This is a genomic window from Mycobacterium sp. NTMscope_MAC_12 (assembly GCF_976985675.1).
This window is the reverse complement of record NZ_CDRJYY010000001.1, coordinates 3,232,933-3,249,192: the sequence shown is the minus strand read 5'-3', so window position 1 is coordinate 3,249,192 and position 16,260 is coordinate 3,232,933. Positions and strand designations below refer to the sequence as shown.

General features: G+C 67.6%; 15 protein-coding genes. 9 read left to right on the top strand and 6 right to left on the bottom strand.

Annotated features, from left to right (window positions below):
• Positions 1-18: 18 nt before the first annotated feature.
• From AC0KS4_RS14615 to AC0KS4_RS14600, 4 genes are all read right to left on the bottom strand, one after another.
• Positions 19-237 carry a ferric uptake regulation protein gene (locus tag AC0KS4_RS14615; RefSeq protein WP_238956247.1) on the bottom strand — a complete coding sequence of 73 codons (219 nt, stop codon included), beginning with the start codon at positions 235-237 and terminating at the stop codon, positions 19-21.
• Between the two features lie 226 nt (positions 238-463).
• Positions 464-1,189 (bottom strand): DUF5666 domain-containing protein, encoded by a 726-nt coding sequence (locus AC0KS4_RS14610; RefSeq protein WP_238957315.1) that lies wholly within the window; start codon positions 1,187-1,189, stop codon positions 464-466.
• A gap of 125 nt (positions 1,190-1,314) precedes the next feature.
• Positions 1,315-2,103 (bottom strand): DUF5666 domain-containing protein, encoded by a 789-nt coding sequence (locus AC0KS4_RS14605; RefSeq protein ID WP_238956246.1) that lies wholly within the window; start codon positions 2,101-2,103, stop codon positions 1,315-1,317.
• Positions 2,104-2,177: 74 nt separating this feature from the next.
• Complete coding sequence (locus AC0KS4_RS14600; protein ID WP_238956245.1) at positions 2,178-4,007, bottom strand: acyl-CoA dehydrogenase; 1,830 nt, start codon at positions 4,005-4,007, stop codon at positions 2,178-2,180.
• A 144-nt stretch (positions 4,008-4,151) separates the two neighbouring features.
• On the opposite strand from AC0KS4_RS14600, the gene trxA reads away from it, so the two are divergent.
• The 4 genes from trxA to AC0KS4_RS14580 all read left to right on the top strand — a co-directional run bounded on the left by trxA (position 4,152) and on the right by AC0KS4_RS14580 (position 7,340).
• Positions 4,152-4,505 carry a thioredoxin gene (gene trxA, locus AC0KS4_RS14595; protein ID WP_225328639.1) on the top strand — a complete coding sequence of 118 codons (354 nt, stop codon included), beginning with the start codon at positions 4,152-4,154 and terminating at the stop codon, positions 4,503-4,505.
• 43 nt (positions 4,506-4,548) lie between these two features.
• Positions 4,549-5,358, top strand: a complete 810-nt coding sequence (locus tag AC0KS4_RS14590; protein ID WP_238956244.1) for an enoyl-CoA hydratase — start codon at positions 4,549-4,551, stop codon at positions 5,356-5,358.
• A gap of 27 nt (positions 5,359-5,385) precedes the next feature.
• A complete protein-coding gene (locus AC0KS4_RS14585; RefSeq protein ID WP_238956243.1) occupies positions 5,386-7,023 on the top strand; it encodes an ABC-F family ATP-binding cassette domain-containing protein in 1,638 nt (545 codons plus the stop codon).
• Positions 7,024-7,139: 116 nt separating this feature from the next.
• A complete protein-coding gene (locus AC0KS4_RS14580) occupies positions 7,140-7,340 on the top strand; it encodes a helix-turn-helix domain-containing protein (protein ID WP_225328642.1) in 201 nt (66 codons plus the stop codon).
• A gap of 69 nt (positions 7,341-7,409) precedes the next feature.
• Here AC0KS4_RS14580 and AC0KS4_RS14575 read toward each other — a convergent pair whose 3' ends face one another.
• Together AC0KS4_RS14575 and acnA are read right to left on the bottom strand one after the other, a co-directional pair.
• Positions 7,410-7,973, bottom strand: coding sequence for a TetR/AcrR family transcriptional regulator (locus tag AC0KS4_RS14575; protein ID WP_238956242.1), 564 nt, complete (start codon positions 7,971-7,973; stop codon positions 7,410-7,412).
• 21 nt (positions 7,974-7,994) lie between these two features.
• Positions 7,995-10,829 (bottom strand): aconitate hydratase AcnA, encoded by a 2,835-nt coding sequence (acnA, locus tag AC0KS4_RS14570; RefSeq protein ID WP_238956241.1) that lies wholly within the window; start codon positions 10,827-10,829, stop codon positions 7,995-7,997.
• Positions 10,830-11,088: 259 nt separating this feature from the next.
• Between acnA and AC0KS4_RS14565 the strand changes: the two genes are divergently transcribed.
• The 5 genes from AC0KS4_RS14565 to AC0KS4_RS14545 all read left to right on the top strand — a co-directional run bounded on the left by AC0KS4_RS14565 (position 11,089) and on the right by AC0KS4_RS14545 (position 16,256).
• Positions 11,089-11,661, top strand: a complete 573-nt coding sequence (locus AC0KS4_RS14565; protein WP_225328645.1) for an Rv1476 family membrane protein — start codon at positions 11,089-11,091, stop codon at positions 11,659-11,661.
• Positions 11,662-11,864: 203 nt separating this feature from the next.
• Positions 11,865-13,301 (top strand): NlpC/P60 family peptidoglycan endopeptidase RipA, encoded by a 1,437-nt coding sequence (ripA, locus tag AC0KS4_RS14560; protein WP_238956240.1) that lies wholly within the window; start codon positions 11,865-11,867, stop codon positions 13,299-13,301.
• A 25-nt stretch (positions 13,302-13,326) separates the two neighbouring features.
• Entirely contained in the window at positions 13,327-14,061 is a 735-nt protein-coding gene (gene ripB / locus AC0KS4_RS14555) for an NlpC/P60 family peptidoglycan endopeptidase RipB (protein ID WP_238957314.1), read from the top strand.
• Positions 14,062-14,172: 111 nt separating this feature from the next.
• Positions 14,173-15,306 (top strand): chaperone MoxR1, encoded by a 1,134-nt coding sequence (gene moxR1 / locus AC0KS4_RS14550; RefSeq protein ID WP_238956239.1) that lies wholly within the window; start codon positions 14,173-14,175, stop codon positions 15,304-15,306.
• Positions 15,303-16,256, top strand: a complete 954-nt coding sequence (locus AC0KS4_RS14545) for a DUF58 domain-containing protein (protein ID WP_225328648.1) — start codon at positions 15,303-15,305, stop codon at positions 16,254-16,256. The genes moxR1 and AC0KS4_RS14545 overlap by 4 nt, the downstream gene beginning before the upstream one ends.
• The last annotated feature ends 4 nt before the right edge of the window (positions 16,257-16,260 follow it).

The following is a 16,260-nucleotide window of genomic DNA, read 5'->3' as shown; positions in this document are numbered from 1 at the left end:
TTACGGCCGAGGCTCGGTCTACGTTTGGCGGTGCGCCGCCATGGCGGATTCGCGCTGAGCCTTCTCTTTCGCGTGGGTCGAGCAGCAATGGCCAATATCGCAATGGTAGCGGTCACTGCATTCATGCGAACAATAGACCGATGCGGCCGGAAGCCATTCCGGATCAGATAGGTCACGCCATCGGGCCTTCGGATCGAACGTATGGCCACAATGTACGCAGGTCTTGGTCTTGACCATACGGGTCAGGATACGCGCCTCGGCCCCAAATCGGTGCTGGTTTTAGATCGCTAACGACCAATCTCCGTTTTCGCAAAACGGGCGGCGGGCTAATTCAGAGTAACTTTATTTCGCTAACGAATTAACTGCCGCCTGAAGCCAACTCGGTCGCTTTCGATTCCGCCGTCACCGCCGTTCAGCAAACCGGGCGGGTCGGACGGTCGACGCCGCCAGTGCAGCTCAACCGCTAAAGGTGGAACGGGAGGTGCGGCAGATGCAGGTGGTGGTGCGGGTGCCCCATGGGCGGGCACGTCTCCAAGCTGATCATCGCCGCGTGCAGCACGCCGCCGTCTTGAGTTCCGTTCGCCCCCAAGCACTTACCGTTGGTGATCGCTTGGGCATCCGACGGCGTCTGCCGTTGATATGAGGTCGAGTCCGCGACGGTCACGGTGGTCGGGCCGCCGGGGCCCAGCCCGGTGACGGCAATGGTGTTGCCCGACACCGACGCGACTGTCCCGTAGAACCCGGCCGGCGGTGGGCACTTGCCGTCCGCGGACGCGGTGACCGTCACCGATTGCGCGGTGATCGCGCCGGGGGACGGCGCGCTCTGCGGGGTGGCGCGGACGTTCACGCAGCTGCCGGGCGTCACGTCGGCCAGCTTCGCCGGGGTGACCTGTACGACCCTCGTCTCGGGCGTGTAATCCACGGTCGCGGAGCCGGTTCGCGTCCGCAGCGCGATCGTGCCGCCCGACACCGACTGCACCATGCCCTCGACGTAATCCTTGCCGACCGGCGGCGGCGGGGGCGGCGCCGGTGGTGGCACCGCGCTCGGTGCGGCGCTGGGTGGGACGGCTGTGACGGTGGGCGGCGCGTTACTGCTCGACGTGTTGCGCGGGGAGTCGCACATGGCCACGCACAACGCGATGAAAGCGATCACCGCGGCGATCGCGATGTGCGTCGGCCGGGGTTTCAACGAAGCGGCACGCACAGACTCTTCTCCATCACATGTTCGCCGTCGTGGCCAATCACCCCCGGCGGGCGCGGTTTTCGCTCGCGCCCGCCGGCGGTGACGGCAATCTCAGCTAGCTCGAGCCGGGGTCATCCACCCTGGCCGGGCTGCTTGGGCTTGCCGCATTTGCCGTCGACAGCCTGTCGTAGGTTGATGCTCGTCGCCTGCAGCGCGCCGCCGCTGTCCGTGGTGCCGCGCGCGGACAGGCATTTACCCGGTGCGATCGCGTCGGTGTTCGCGGTCGTCTGCTTGGTGTATTTGGTCTTGTCGTCGACCGTCACGGTCGTCTGCGTGGTGTTGCCGCTGGCATCCGTGCCGGTCAGGTTGATGGTGTTACCCGAGACCGAGGCCACCGAGCCCCGCATCCAGGCCGGCTTGGCGGGTGCCGGCGACGGCGAGCCGGGCGGTGGCGTGCTGCTGGACCCGCCGGGGGCGGTCTCGTGCGGTTTGGGGCAGGTGCCGTTGACGGACTCGCTGATCTTGACCTTCGCCGCGGTGACCGGCTGCCCGGGCGCGGATCCCTCGGTGGGCTTCACGCTGACGCAGCTGCCCTGGGTGACGTCGGGCAGGCCGGCCGGAACGGCCTCGGTGATCTTGGTGGTCGAGGTGAAGTTCACCGCGGCCGTGGCGTTGTCCTGCTTGGTGACCTGGATGGAGTTGCCTGCCACCGACGCGATCAGGCCGCTGACCTTCGCTTCGGCGTTAGGTGTGGACGAGGGGGCCGCCGAGGTGACGGTCGCCGTCGAGGTCGACGTCGAGGTCGAGGTGGAGCTGGATTTGTTCGACGAGCCGCAGGCGGACAGGGACAGGGCGGTGGCCCCCGCGACCGCGAATACCGCGAAGCGCGTGAGCCGGGGCACGGCACAGCTGGCAGACATCAACGTTTCTCCATTCGTCGGTGAGAGCGAACGTCATGGTTTACCCGTTGGAGCTGTCTGTAACCTGTAAGTTCTCAGAACGCCTCTTCGGGCACCTTCATGATCTCGTCGTCGATCGCTTCGATGACGCCGCGCAGGGCCGTCAGCTTCGGCAACATGTTCTTGGCGAAGAACGTCGCGGTCGCGACCTTGCCCTGATAGAACGGTTCGTCATCTCCCGCCGCGCCGTCGGTCAGCGCGCGGTGCGCGACGCCGGCCTGCACCAGCAACCTCCAGCCGATCAGCAGATCGCCCACCGCGAGCAGAAACCGCACCGACGCCAGCCCCACCTTGTAGATGTCGGTGGGCTGTTGGGCGGCGGACATCAGGTAGCCGGTCAGCGCGCCCGTCATCGCCGTCACGTCGTCGTACGCGGTCTGCAGGAGTTGGGCGACCGGCTTGAGGGCCTCGTCGCACTCGTCGATGGTCGCCACGATCTGAGTCGTCAGGAACTGCAGGGCCTGGCCGCGATCACGCACGATCTTGCGGAAGAAGAAATCGAGCGCCTGGATGGCGGTGGTGCCCTCGTAGAGCGAGTCGATCTTGGAATCACGGATGTACTGCTCGAGCGGGTAGTCGGCCAGGAACCCCGAGCCGCCCAGCGTCTGCAGCGCCTCGGTCAGCACCTCATAGGCCCGCTCCGAGCTCACCCCCTTGACGATCGGCAGCAGCAGATCGTCGATCCGGTGCGCCATGTCGTGATCGGCGCCCGAAACACGTTGGGCCACTGCGTCATCCTGGTGAGCGGCGGCATACATGTAGAGCGCCCGCAAGCCCTCGGCGTAGGCCTTCTGGGTCATCAGGCTGCGGCGCACGTCGGGGTGGTGGATGATCGTGACCCGCGGCGCGGTCTTGTCGGACATCTGCGTCAGGTCCGCGCCCTGCACCCGCTCCTTGGCGAAAGCCAGCGCGTTCAGGTAACCCGTGGACAACGTGCCGGCGGCTTTGACGCCAATCGTCATGCGCGCGTGCTCGATCACGGTGAACATCTGCGCGATACCCCGGTGCACGTCGCCCACCAAGTAGCCGACGGCGGGCTCATCCGTTGCGCCAAAGGTCAATTCGCATGTCGGCGAGGACTTGATGCCCATCTTGTGTTCCAGGCCGGTGACGAAAACCCCGTTGCGCGCACCGAGTTCGAAGGTGTCCGGGTCGAATAGGTAGTTGGGCACATAGAACAGGCTCAGGCCCTTGGTGCCCGGACCGGCGCCCTCGGGGCGGGCCAGCACCAGGTGGAAGATGTTCTCGGCGGTGTCGCCCACGTCGCCGCCGGAGATGAAGCGCTTGACGCCCTCGATGTGCCAGGTGCCGTCGGGTTGTTCGAAGGCCTTGGCGCGCCCGGCGCCGACGTCGGAACCCGCGTCGGGCTCGGTGAGCACCATCGTGGCCGCCCAGCCGCGCTCGACGCCCTCGGCGGCCCAGTGCCGCTGCTGCTCGTTGCCCTCGATGTACAGCGCCTGGGCCATCAACGGGCCGAGGCAGAAGAAGTTCGCCGACGGGTTGGCGCAGATGATCATCTCGTTGACCCCCCACGCCAGCGGCGGGGGCGCGGCCATGCCGCCGATCTCTTCGGCCAGCATCAGCCGCCACCAACCGGCCTCCTTGATCGCCTGCACCGTCTTGGCCAGCTCTTCGGGGACGCTGATGGTGTGCTCGGCGGGATCGAATTCCGGCGGGTTGCGGTCGGCGAAGGCAAAGGATTCGGCGACGGGGCCTTCGGCGAGGCGGGCTGCTTCGGCCAATATTGTGCGGACCGTTTCCTCGTCGAGTTCGCTGTAGCCTCCGGTCCCCAGGACGGCGCCGATGTCGAGGACTTCGAAGAGGTTGAACTCGAGGTCACGGACGTTTGCGATGTAGTGGCCCAACGCGATTCCCTCGCTGGTTCATTGAGGCGGCGGATGGTCAGGCCCAGTCTGTCGGACGCGGGAAAACGTACGCAACCGTAACCAGGGCGGGGTGCGGTGCCGCGGGGCGGGAACACCGCGTCGGCGCCGGGCGTTACGGCAAATGTGACAACACTCGATCTCACCGCTGAGAAGTTCAACGAAACCATCGAGGGCAACGACATCGTGCTCGTCGACTTCTGGGCGTCCTGGTGTGGTCCATGCCGGCAGTTCGGCCCCACTTTCCAGGCCTCATCGGACAAACACCCCGACATCGTGCACGCCAAGGTCGATACCGAGGCCGAACAACAGCTGGCCGCGGCCGCCCAGATCCGGTCCATCCCCACGCTGATGGCCTTCAAGAAGGGCAAACTGCTGTTCAACCAGCCCGGGGCGCTGCCGCCGGCGGCCCTGGAGGACCTGGTCCAGCAGGTGCGGGCGTTTGACGTGGACGCGGCCGAAGCCGGGCCGGCCGAATAAGCGCGACACGGCGCGGCCGACGGCCACGCGCTAGGTTGCTTGGGTGAGTTTGGTACTGGTAGACCACCCGCGGCCCGGCGTCGCGCTGATAACCCTCAACCGGCCCGAGCGGATGAATTCCATGGCGTTCGACGTCATGGTGCCGCTCAAGGAGGCGCTGGAGAAGGTCCGCTACGACAACTCGGTGCGCGTGGTCGTGCTGACCGGGGCCGGCCGGGGCTTTTCCTCGGGCGCCGATCACAAGTCCGCGGGCTCGGTGCCCCACGTCGAGGGGCTGACCCGCCCCACCTATGCGCTGCGGTCGATGGAGATTCTCGACGAGGTCATCCTGGGTTTGCGCCGGCTGCACCAGCCGGTGATCGCCGCGGTCAACGGCCCCGCCATCGGCGGCGGCCTGTGCCTGGCGCTGGCCGCCGACATCCGCGTGGCCTCCACCAGCGCGTACTTCCGCGCCGCCGGCATCAACAACGGGCTGACGGCCAGCGAACTGGGCCTGTCGTACCTGCTGCCGCGGGCCATCGGGTCGTCGCGGGCGTTCGAGATCATGCTGACCGGCCGCGACATCACCGCCGAGGAGGCCGAGCGCATCGGGCTGGTGTCCTGCCAGGTGCCCGACAAGCAGCTGCTGGACACGTGCTACGCGATCGCCGCGCGGATCGCGGCGTTCTCGCGGCCGGGCGTCGAGTTGACCAAGCGCACGCTGTGGAGTGGACTGGACGCCGGTAGCCTGGAAGGGCACATGCAAGCCGAAGGCTTGGGACAGCTTTTCGTCCGCCTGCTCACCGCCAACTTCGAAGAAGCGGTTGCCGCGCGCGCAGAACGACGACCAGCGGTGTTCACCGACGACAAATAGGCGTCTTTTCAACTCAGGAGAGCGATCGTGATCACGGCCACGGACCTCGAGGTCCGCGCTGGCGCGCGCATCCTGCTCTCATCCGACGGCCCCGACCTGCGGGTGCAGCCCGGCGACCGCATCGGCCTGGTCGGCCGCAACGGCGCGGGTAAGACCACCACCCTGCGCATCCTGGCGGGGGAGACCGAGCCCTATGCCGGGTCGATCGCCCGCACGGGCGAAATCGGTTATCTGCCACAGGATCCCAAAGAGGGCGACCTCGATGTGCTGGCCCGCGACCGGGTGCTGTCGGCCCGCGGGTTGGACGCGTTGCTCACCGATTTGGAAAAGCAGCAGGCGTTGATGGCCGAGGTCGCCGACGACGACGCGCGCGACCGCGCGATCCGTCGGTACGGGCAGCTCGAGGAGCGTTTCGTGGCCCTGGGTGGCTACGGCGCGGAAAGTGAAGCCAGTCGCATCTGCGCCAGCCTCGGCCTGCCGGAACGGGTGCTGACGCAGCAGCTGCGCACCCTGTCCGGTGGGCAGCGCCGCCGGGTGGAGTTGGCGCGCATCCTGTTCGCCGCCTCGGAGGGCGGAGCGGGGACCTCGGGCTCGGAGACCACGCTGCTCCTCGACGAGCCCACCAACCACCTGGACGCCGATTCCATCGGCTGGTTGCGGGATTTCCTGCGGGCCCACACCGGCGGGCTGGTGATCATCAGCCACAACGTCGAACTGCTCGCCGACGTCGTCAACCGGGTGTGGTTCCTGGACGCCGTGCGCGGCGAGGCCGACGTCTACAACATGGGCTGGCAGAAGTACCTCGACGCCCGCTCCACCGACGAGCAGCGTCGTCGCCGGGAGCGCACCAACGCGGAACGCAAGGCCGCCGCGCTGCGCACCCAGGCCGCGAAGCTCGGCGCCAAGGCCACCAAAGCCGTTGCCGCCCAGAACATGTTGCGCCGCGCCGACCGGATGATGGCCGCGCTCGACGCCGAGCGCGTCGCCGACAAGGTGGCCCGCATCAAGTTCCCGACGCCGGCGGCGTGCGGGCGCACCCCGCTGGTCGCCAAGGGGCTGAGCAAGTCGTACGGGTCGCTGGAGGTGTTCACCGGTGTCGACCTGGCGATCGACCGCGGCTCGCGGGTGGTGGTGCTCGGGCTCAACGGCGCCGGCAAGACCACACTGCTGAGACTGCTGGCCGGCACCGAGGCCCCCGACACCGGAGGGCTCGAGCCCGGACACGGCCTGCGGATCGGCTACTTCGCGCAGGAGCACGACACCCTCGACAACGATGCGAGCGTCTGGGAGAACATCCGGCACGCCGCACCGGATTCCGGCGAGCAGGACCTGCGCGGCCTGCTGGGCGCGTTCATGTTCAGCGGTCCGCAGCTCGACCAGTTGGCGGGCACGCTGTCCGGCGGTGAGAAAACCCGCCTCGCGCTGGCCGGTTTGGTGGCGTCGACCGCCAACGTCTTGTTGCTCGACGAACCGACGAACAACCTCGACCCGGCATCGCGCGAGCAAGTGCTCGACGCGCTGCGCAGTTACCAGGGTGCGGTGGTGCTGGTGACGCATGACCCCGGCGCCGCCGAGGCCCTCGACCCGCAACGGGTGGTGCTGCTGCCCGACGGCACCGAGGACTACTGGTCCGACGAATACCGGGATCTCATCGAGCTCGCCTGACTTTGATGGTGGCGACCCGCTGGCGATTTGGCGAAATCCGCCCGCGGCCGACAACGGCTTCTTACTCTAAGTTCTTGCGGTCGTGTCCCGGCGTCGGAGGAGCCATGAGAAGAACAATGCATAGGTCGACCAAGGCGCGCGACCAGTTGTTGGACGAGCTACGCCACGCCTACGAAGGCGGGGCCAGTATCCGCAGCCTGGTTGCCACGACCGGCAGGTCGTACGGGTCGATCCACAGCCTGCTGCGGGAGTCGGGCACCACGATGCGCAGCCGCGGCGGGCCCAACCGGACCGCGAAGGTCGCGCACGCGCGGTGAATCCGCCGAGCGTGAACCCCGCGACAATGAATCGGCGTGTCGCGTCGTGAGATTCACATTCGGCGCGGCTTAAGTGCGCCGCATCGAGTTCTCCACCAGGTCGAGCACCGAGGCCAGGCGTTGCGGATCCTCGCCGGACGCCAACCGGGCCACCAGGCCGTCGAGCACCAACTCCAGATAGCACCGCAGCACGTCGCCGGGCACGTCGTCGCGCACCCGGTGTGCCTCCGTCTGCCTGCGCAACCGATCGCTGGTCGCCGCCGCCACCTCGGCCGAACGCTCGGCCCACCCGCGGCTGAACTCGGGATCGTTGCGCAGCTTGCGGGCGATCTCCAATCTGGTGGCCAGCCAATCGAACTGGTCGGGCGCGGCGAGCATGTCTCGCATCACCTGAATCAGTCCGGCGCGGGAGGCCACGTCGGCCATCCGCTCGGCGTCCTCGTGGGCGAGGGCGAAAAACAGCGCGTCCTTGTCCCGGAAATGGTGGAAGATCGCGCCGCGCGACATCCCGATCGCCTTCTCCAGCCGGCGCACCGTGGCCTTGTCGTAGCCGAATTCGGCAAAGCAGCGGCGGGCGCCGTCGAGGATCTGGCGGCGGCGGGCCGCCAGATGGTCCTCGCTGACCTTGGGCACGAGTGGCTGGGCCGGCTCGCGCTAGTCGGACTTCTGGCCCGACTTGAGCATGTTGCGCAGCACGTACTGCAAGATGCCGCCGTTGCGGTAGTAGTCGGCCTCACCCGGGGTGTCGATGCGCACCACCGCGTCGAATTCGACTGCCTTGTCGCCATCTTTGGCGGCCTTGACCTTCACCGTCTTGGGCGTCTTGCCGTTGTTCAGCTCTTCGATGCCGGTGATGTCGAACACCTCGGTGCCATCCAGGCCCAGGTCCTTGGCCGACTTGCCGTCCGGGAACTGCAACGGGATCACGCCCATGCCGATGAGGTTGGAGCGGTGAATCCGTTCGAACGACTCGGCGATCACCGCGCGCACTCCCAGCAGCCGGGTTCCCTTGGCCGCCCAGTCCCGTGACGACCCTGACCCGTACTCCTTGCCGCCCAGCACCACCAGCGGAATGTCTTGCGCCGCATAGTTTTGCGCCGCGTCGTAGATGAACGCCTGCGGGGCCTTCCCATCTACGGGGTCCTGGGTGAAGTCGCGGGTGTAGCCGCCGGACACGTCGTCGAGCAACAGGTTGCGCAGCCGGATGTTGGCGAAGGTGCCGCGAATCATCACCTCGTGGTTGCCGCGCCGCGAGCCGAAGGAGTTGTAGTCCTTGCGCTCCACGCCGTGCTCGTCGAGATACTGCGCCGCCGGGGTGCCCGGCTTGATGCTGCTGGCGGGGGAGATGTGGTCGGTGGTCACCGAATCACCGAGCAGCGCCAGCACCCGCGCGCCGGTGATGTCGGCGACCGGCTCGGGCTCGGCGGGCATCCCGTCGAAGTACGGGGGCTTGCGCACGTACGTCGAATCCGAGTTCCACTCAAAGGTGTTGCCGCTCGGCGTGGGCAGGTTGCGCCAGCGCTCGTCGCCCTTGAAGACGTCGGCGTAGTTTTTGGTGAACATCTCCTGGTTGATCGCCGAGGCGATGGTGTCGGAGACGTCCTTCTGCGACGGCCAGATGTCTTTGAGGAAGACGTCATTGCCGTCCTTGTCCTTGCCGAGCGGCTGCTCGTCGAAGTCGAAGTCCATGGTGCCGGCGAGCGCGTAGGCGATCACCAGCGGCGGCGACGCCAGGTAGTTCATCTTCACGTCGGGGTTGATGCGGCCCTCGAAGTTGCGGTTGCCCGACAGGACGGCGGCCACCGAAAGGTCGTTGTCGTTGATCGCCTTCGAAATGTCCTCGGGCAGCGGGCCGGAGTTACCGATGCACGTGGTGCAGCCGTAGCCGACCAGATAGAAGCCCAGCTTCTCCAGATACGGCCACAGGCCGGCCTTGTCGTAATAGTCGTGGACCACCTGGGAGCCCGGGGCCATGGTGGTTTTCACCCATGGCTTCGAGACCAAGCCCTTTTCGACGGCGTTGCGCGCCAGCAGCGCCGCGCCCAGCATCACCTCGGGGTTGGAGGTGTTGGTGCACGACGTGACGGCGGCGATCACCACCGCGCCGTGGTCGAGCACGAACTCGCCGAGTTCGTCGGACTTCACCGTCACCGGGCTGCTCACGCGGCCCTTGGAGTGCGCGGCGGCCGACTGCACCTTGTGGTCGTCGGCGTGGCCGTTGGTCGCCTGCCCCGGGTCACTGGCCGGGAACGACTCATCGACGACCTCGTCGAGCTTGGAGTATTCCTTCTTGTCGGGGTCGTCACCGACGTAGTCGCAAATCTGCTCGCGGAACGTGGATTTCGCGTCGGACAGCGCGATCCGGTCCTGCGGACGCTTGGGGCCGGCGATGGACGGCACCACGTCGGACAGGTCGAGTTCGATGTATTCGGAGTACTCGGGCTCGTGCTTCGGGTTGTGCCACATGCCCTGTTCCTTGGCGTAGGCCTCGACCAGCGCCAGCTGCTCGTCGTTGCGGCCGGTGAACTTCAGATAAGAGATCGTCTCCTCATCGACCGGGAAAATGGCTGCGGTGGAACCGAATTCGGGGCTCATGTTGCCCAGGGTCGCGCGGTTGGCCAGCGGCACCTCGGCCACGCCCTCGCCGTAGAACTCGACGAACTTGCCGACCACTCCGTGCTTGCGCAGCATCTCGGTCACGGTCAGCACGACGTCGGTCGCCGTCACGCCGGGCTGGATCTCGCCGGTCAGCTTGAAGCCGACCACGCGGGGGATCAGCATCGACACCGGCTGACCGAGCATCGCGGCCTCGGCCTCGATGCCTCCCACGCCCCAGCCGAGCACGCCGAGGCCGTTGACCATCGTGGTGTGCGAGTCGGTCCCCACGCAGGTGTCGGGGTAGGCCACGCCGTCGCGTTCCATCACGACGCTGGCCAGGTATTCGATGTTGACCTGATGCACGATGCCGGTGCCCGGGGGCACCACCTTGAAGTCCTGGAATGCGCCTTGCCCCCAGCGCAGGAACTGGTAGCGCTCCCCGTTGCGCTCGTACTCGATCTCGACGTTGCGCTCGAACGCGTTGGCCGTGCCGAACAGGTCGGCGATCACGGAGTGGTCGATCACCAGGTCGGCCGGCGCGAGCGGGTTGACCTTTTCCGGGTTGCCGCCGAGCTCGCCGATGGCCTCGCGCATGGTGGCCAGGTCGACGATGCACGGCACGCCGGTGAAGTCCTGCATCACGACGCGGGCCGGGGTGTACTGGATCTCAATGCTGGGCTCCGCCTTGGGATCCCAGTTCGCGATGGCCTCGATGTGGTCTTTGGTGATGTTGCTGCCGTCCTCGTTGCGCAGCAGGTTCTCGGCCAGCACTTTGAGGCTGTAGGGGAGCTTCTCGGTATTGGGGACGGCGTCGAGGCGATAGATCTGGTAACTCTTGTCGCCGACCTCGAGGGTGTTGCGGGCTCCGAACGAGTTCACAGAATCAGTCACTTCAACTCCCAAGGATTTAGTTCTCCCGCCGACGGGCTGGTGTCGGCGGATCGTCCAAAACGATCATGCAACTTTAACAGTACGCTTGTCCTGCATTACGACGGCAGTCCTGATTGCAGTCTTATCGCGGTGGCCACCGGTTTAAACCTCCGCGAACGCGCCAATCTCGTCGAGTTGGATCGCGGGGCGGCGCCGCCGGGCGCGAAGCGGCACCCTCGCGTCGCGTACGGTGCCTCTAGCACTACGGCAGGAGGCGCAGATGACCGGGCAAGACTCTCTCGGACCGCTGCCGCAAACGGTTCCGGTCCTCCCGACCTATATTCCGGTGGACGTCGACATGACGATGGTCAAGGCCCAGGTCGCCGCCACCGGGGTCAGCGCGCCGCCGGCGGCCATGCCCGGACTCCTCGAGGTGGTCAACCAGGCGCACGCCGAGGGCATCAACCTCAAGATCGTGCTGCTCGACCACAACCCCCCGAACGACACCCCGCTGCGCGACATCTCGACGGTGGTCGGCGCCGACTACCACGACGCCACCGTCCTGACGCTGAGCCCGAGTTACGTCGGCAGCTACAGCACGCAGTTCCCGCGCGTCACCCTGGAGGCCGGCGAGGACATCGCCAAGACGGGCAACCCGGTGGTCTCGGCGCAGCATTTCCTGCACGAGCTGGACACGCCCGAGTTTCCCTGGACCGGCCTGACGATCTTCCTGCTGATCGCGGTCTTCGCCGCCGCCGTCGGCACCCGCTTGCTGCAGGTGCGCAGCACGCGCTCAGCAACCTCGGACGACACCGCGACCGCTGAGGACGTCGAGGCCAATACCGGGTCCTGACGACTCGCGGCTAATTCGGCAAACGGGGCAGGTCACCGTTCGGTCACATTAAACGCACGTAGAGAGTGCGATTTCGGTGGAGCGTTTGCGCGCCCACCCATGTGACGTACGGTGCAAATGATGCTGGTGTTGTCTTTGGCGCCTTACGAGAATGCTGTGGCCGGCGCCGCCCGTCGCGTCGAGCCGTAGGAGACCTGAGTCGAATGAGACGCACACGCTGGGGGTCTTCCGCGCGACCGGCCGCAAGGCTGATGCGGCCTCTCGTTCCATCGGTGCTGAGCGTGGCCTTCTTGGTGTGCACCCCGGGACTGGCGCAGGCCGATCCCACCGCCGACAACCTGGCCTCGCTGATCGCGAACGTCGCCAAGGCCAACCAGCGCCTGCAGAACCTGAGTGCCGAAATCCAGACCGAGCAGGAAAGCGTCAACAAGGCCCTGGTCGACGTGGAGACCGCGCGGGACAATGCGGCCACCGCCCAACACGATCTGGAGAGCAGCCAGCAGGCGGTCAAGGACGCCAACGCGGCGATCGCCGGGGCGCAGCAGCGCTTCAACACCTTCGCCGCGGCCACCTATATGAATGGACCGTCGAGCAGCTACCTGACCGCCAGCAGCCCCGACGACATCATCGCCACCGAAGCCGCCGCCAAGAACCTGACCGCCAGTTCGCAGACCGTGATGGCCAAGCTGCAGCAGGCCCGCACCGAGCAGCTGAACAAGGAATCGGCGGCGCGGCTGGCCAAGCAGAACGCCGACAAAGCCGCCGCCGACGCCAAGTCCAGCCAGGATGCCGCCGTCGCGGCGCTGACCAACTCCAGGCAGAAGTTCGACGAGCAGCGCGAGGACATGATGCGGCTGGCCGCCGAGCGGAACCAGGCGCAGGCCAAGCTCGAGGCGGCCAAGCGCGAGGCCGCCGCCCGGCAAGGGTCGACCGGCCCGGGCGCGTCGGGCGATCGGTGGGAGACGGGAACGCCCGGCGCGGCGGCGCCGTCGGGCGGGGCCCGCAAGTGGGACGGCGCCTGGGACCCCACGTTGCCGATGGTCCCGAGCGCCAACATCCCCGGCGACCCGATCGCGGTGATCAACCAGGTGCTGGGCATCTCGGCCACCTCGACACAGGTCACCGCCGGCCTCGGCCGCAATTTCCTGCAGCAGATGGGCATCCTCAAGCCCGACGACACCGGCATCACCAACGCGACGCCGGGCGGGGTCGGGGGGCGGATCCCCCGGGTCTACGGGCGGCAGGCGACCGAGTACGTGATCCGGCGCGGCATGTCGCAGATCGGTGTGCCCTACTCCTGGGGTGGCGGCAACGCGGCCGGCCCGAGCAAGGGAATCGACTCCGGCGCCGGCATCACCGGCTTCGACTGTTCGGGTCTGGTTCTGTATTCGTTCGCCGGGGTGGGCATCAAGCTGCCGCACTACTCGGGCTCGCAGTACAACCTGGGCCGCAAGATCCCGTCCTCGCAGATGCGCCGCGGCGACGTCATCTTCTACGGCCCGGGCGGCAGCCAGCACGTGACGATCTACCTCGGCGACGGCCAGATGCTCGAGGCTCCCGACATCGGGTTGAAGGTTCGCGTCGCTCCGGTCCGCACCAGCGGCATGACCCCCTACGTGGTCCGCTACATCGAATGGTGATCGAGTGAGAACTGAACGGGAAGTCATGCGCCGCAAGCGGTTTCGTCTCATCAACTTCGCCTGGATCACCGCCGCGGTGACCGGGCTGTTGCTTTCTGTGGCCGCCCCGGCCCCGCTGGCCACGGCCGACCCCGGCGCGTGGGATCCCACCCTGCCGGCCCAGATCAGCGCCGGCGCCCCGGGCGATCCGCTCGCCGTCGCCAACGCCTCGCTGCAGGCCACCGCCCAGGCCACCCAGACCACGTTCAACTTGGGCAAGCAGTTCCTTGGCGGGCTCGGGATCAACATCGGCGGCGATCCCCCTCCCAGCGCGGCGACCCCGTCGAACCCCGGCGGCAAGATCCCGCGCGTCTACGGCCGGCAGGCGATCGAGTACGTGATCAAGCGCATGGGGTCACAGATGGGCGTGCCCTACTCGTGGGGCGGCGGCTCGCTGGACGGCCCCAGCAAGGGCGTCGGCGACGGCGCCAACATCACCGGCTTCGACTGCTCGGGGCTGATGCGCTACGGCTTCGCCGGCGTCGGGGTGCTGATCCCGCGGTTCTCCGGTGACCAGTACAACGCCGGGCGCCACATCCCGCCGGATCAGGCCCGGCGCGGCGACCTGATCTTCTACGGCCCGAACGGCGGCCAGCACGTGACCATGTACCTGGGCAACGGCCAGATGCTGGAGGCCTCCGGCAGCGCCGGAAAGGTGACGGTCAGCCCCGTTCGTAAGCCCGGTATGACGCCGTTTTTGACCAGGATCATCGAGTACTGATCGCAGGCCGGCGAACCCGCGCCGTCGACGGAATTCGGCGGGCCTGGAATAGTTGGACGAGGGCACGTCGCTGCCCGGCAGTCGTGTCCGTATGAGCGTGGAGGGTTCTTGATGACAGCAGCAGGTGGGCCGCCGCCAGGCGCCAGTGGTTACTCGGGCCCGGGCGGGCAATCAGGTTCGCCGGCTCACGAAGCGCCGACGGGTGGGGGTAACGGGCTCGCCGCCGAGGTCCAGACCCTGGAGCGGGCCATCTTCGAGGTCAAGCGCATCATCGTCGGCCAGGACCAGCTGGTGGAGCGGATGCTGGTCGGGCTGTTGTCCAAGGGCCACGTGCTGCTCGAGGGCGTGCCCGGCGTGGCCAAGACGCTGGCCGTCGAGACGTTCGCCAAGGTGGTCGGCGGGACGTTCGCGCGCATCCAGTTCACGCCCGACCTGGTGCCCACCGACATCATCGGTACCCGCATCTACCGTCAGGGCAAGGAGGAGTTCGACACCGAGCTCGGCCCGGTGGTGGTCAACTTCCTGCTCGCCGACGAGATCAACCGCGCGCCCGCCAAGGTGCAGTCGGCGCTGCTGGAGGTCATGCAGGAACGCCACGTGTCCATCGGCGGCAAGACCTTCTCGCTGCCCACCCCGTTCCTGGTGATGGCCACCCAGAACCCGATCGAGCACGAGGGCGTGTACCCGCTGCCCGAGGCGCAGCGCGACCGCTTCCTGTTCAAGATCAACGTCGGCTACCCGTCGCCGGAAGAGGAGCGCGAGATCATCTACCGGATGGGCGTGCGGCCGCCGGAGCCCAAGCAGATCCTCAACACCGGGGACCTGCTGCGGCTGCAGGACATCGCGGCCAACGTCTTCGTACACCACGCGCTGGTGGACTACGTGGTGCGCGTGGTGACCGCCACCCGTCATCCCGAACAGCTCGGCATGAACGACGTCAAGACGTGGATCTCTTTCGGTGCGTCCCCGCGCGCCTCGCTGGGCATCATCGCCGCCTCCCGGTCGCTGGCGCTGGTCCGCGGCCGCGACTACGTGATTCCGCAAGATGTCGTCGACGTCATTCCCGACGTCCTGCGGCACCGGCTGGTGCTGACCTATGACGCGCTGGCCGACGAGATCTCGCCGGAGATCGTCATCAACCGGGTGCTGCAGACGGTTGCCCTGCCTCAGGTGAATGCCGTTCCGCAGCAAGGGCATTCGGTGCCCCCGGTGATGCAACCCGCCGGCGCGGCCAGCGGTCGGTGACGGACCCCAAGCGCCCGGCGGTGGTCCATCCGCCGTCGATGCAGCGCGGGCAGATCGATGACCCGAAGCTGTCGGCGGCGCTGCGCACCCTCGAGCTCACCGTCAAGCGCAAGCTCGACGGCGTGCTGCACGGCGATCACCTCGGGCTGATCCCGGGCCCGGGCTCCGAGCCGGGGGAGTCGCGCGAGTATCAGCCCGGCGACGACGTCCGCCGCATGGACTGGGCCGTCACCGCGCGCACCACCCATCCCCACGTTCGGCAGATGATCGCCGACCGCGAGCTGGAAACCTGGTTGGTGGTGGACATGTCGGCCAGCCTGGACTTCGGCACCACCGTGTGCGAGAAGCGGGACCTGGCGGTGGCGGCCGCGGCCGCGATCACCTTCCTCAACAGCGGCGGCGGCAACCGGCTCGGCGCGATCGTCTCGACCGGCGCGAACATCACCCGGGTGCCCGCCCGCTCGGGGCGCCAGCATGAACAGACCCTGTTGCGCACCATCGCCACCACGCCCCGCGCGCCGGTGGGGGTGCGCGGCGACCTGGCGACGGCGATCGACGCGCTGCGCCGCCCGGAACGCCGCCGCGGCATGGCGGTGATCATCAGCGACTTCCTGGGGCCGATCAACTGGATGCGCCCGTTGCGCGCGGTCGCGGCCCGGCACGAGGTGCTGGCCATCGAGGTGCTCGACCCCCGCGACGTCGAACTGCCCGACATCGGCGACGTGGTGCTGCAGGACGCCGAGTCGGGCGTCACCCGCGAGTTCACCATCGACGCCCAGCTGCGCGACGACTTCGCCAAGGCCGCCGCGGCGCACCGCGCCGACGTGGCGCGCACCATCCGCAGCTGCGGCGCTCCGGTCCTGACGCTGCGCACCGACCGCGACTGGATCGCCGACATCGTGCGGTTCGTGGAATCCCGCCGGCGCGGGGCAATGGCGGGGCGGCAGTGACTCG

Excerpts from the sequence above, each read along its gene's own strand:
- ripA (WP_238956240.1), top strand. The coding sequence starts at position 11,865 with ATGAGACGCACACGCTGGGGGTCTTCCGCGCGACCGGCCGCAAGGCTG.
- AC0KS4_RS14580 (WP_225328642.1), top strand. The coding sequence starts at position 7,140 with ATGCATAGGTCGACCAAGGCGCGCGACCAGTTGTTGGACGAGCTACGC.
- AC0KS4_RS14605 (WP_238956246.1), bottom strand. The coding sequence starts at position 2,103 with ATGTCTGCCAGCTGTGCCGTGCCCCGGCTCACGCGCTTCGCGGTATTC.
- moxR1 (WP_238956239.1), top strand. The coding sequence starts at position 14,173 with ATGACAGCAGCAGGTGGGCCGCCGCCAGGCGCCAGTGGTTACTCGGGC.
- AC0KS4_RS14565 (WP_225328645.1), top strand. The coding sequence starts at position 11,089 with ATGACCGGGCAAGACTCTCTCGGACCGCTGCCGCAAACGGTTCCGGTC.
- ripB (WP_238957314.1), top strand. The coding sequence starts at position 13,327 with ATGCGCCGCAAGCGGTTTCGTCTCATCAACTTCGCCTGGATCACCGCC.
- AC0KS4_RS14615 (WP_238956247.1), bottom strand. The coding sequence starts at position 237 with ATGGTCAAGACCAAGACCTGCGTACATTGTGGCCATACGTTCGATCCG.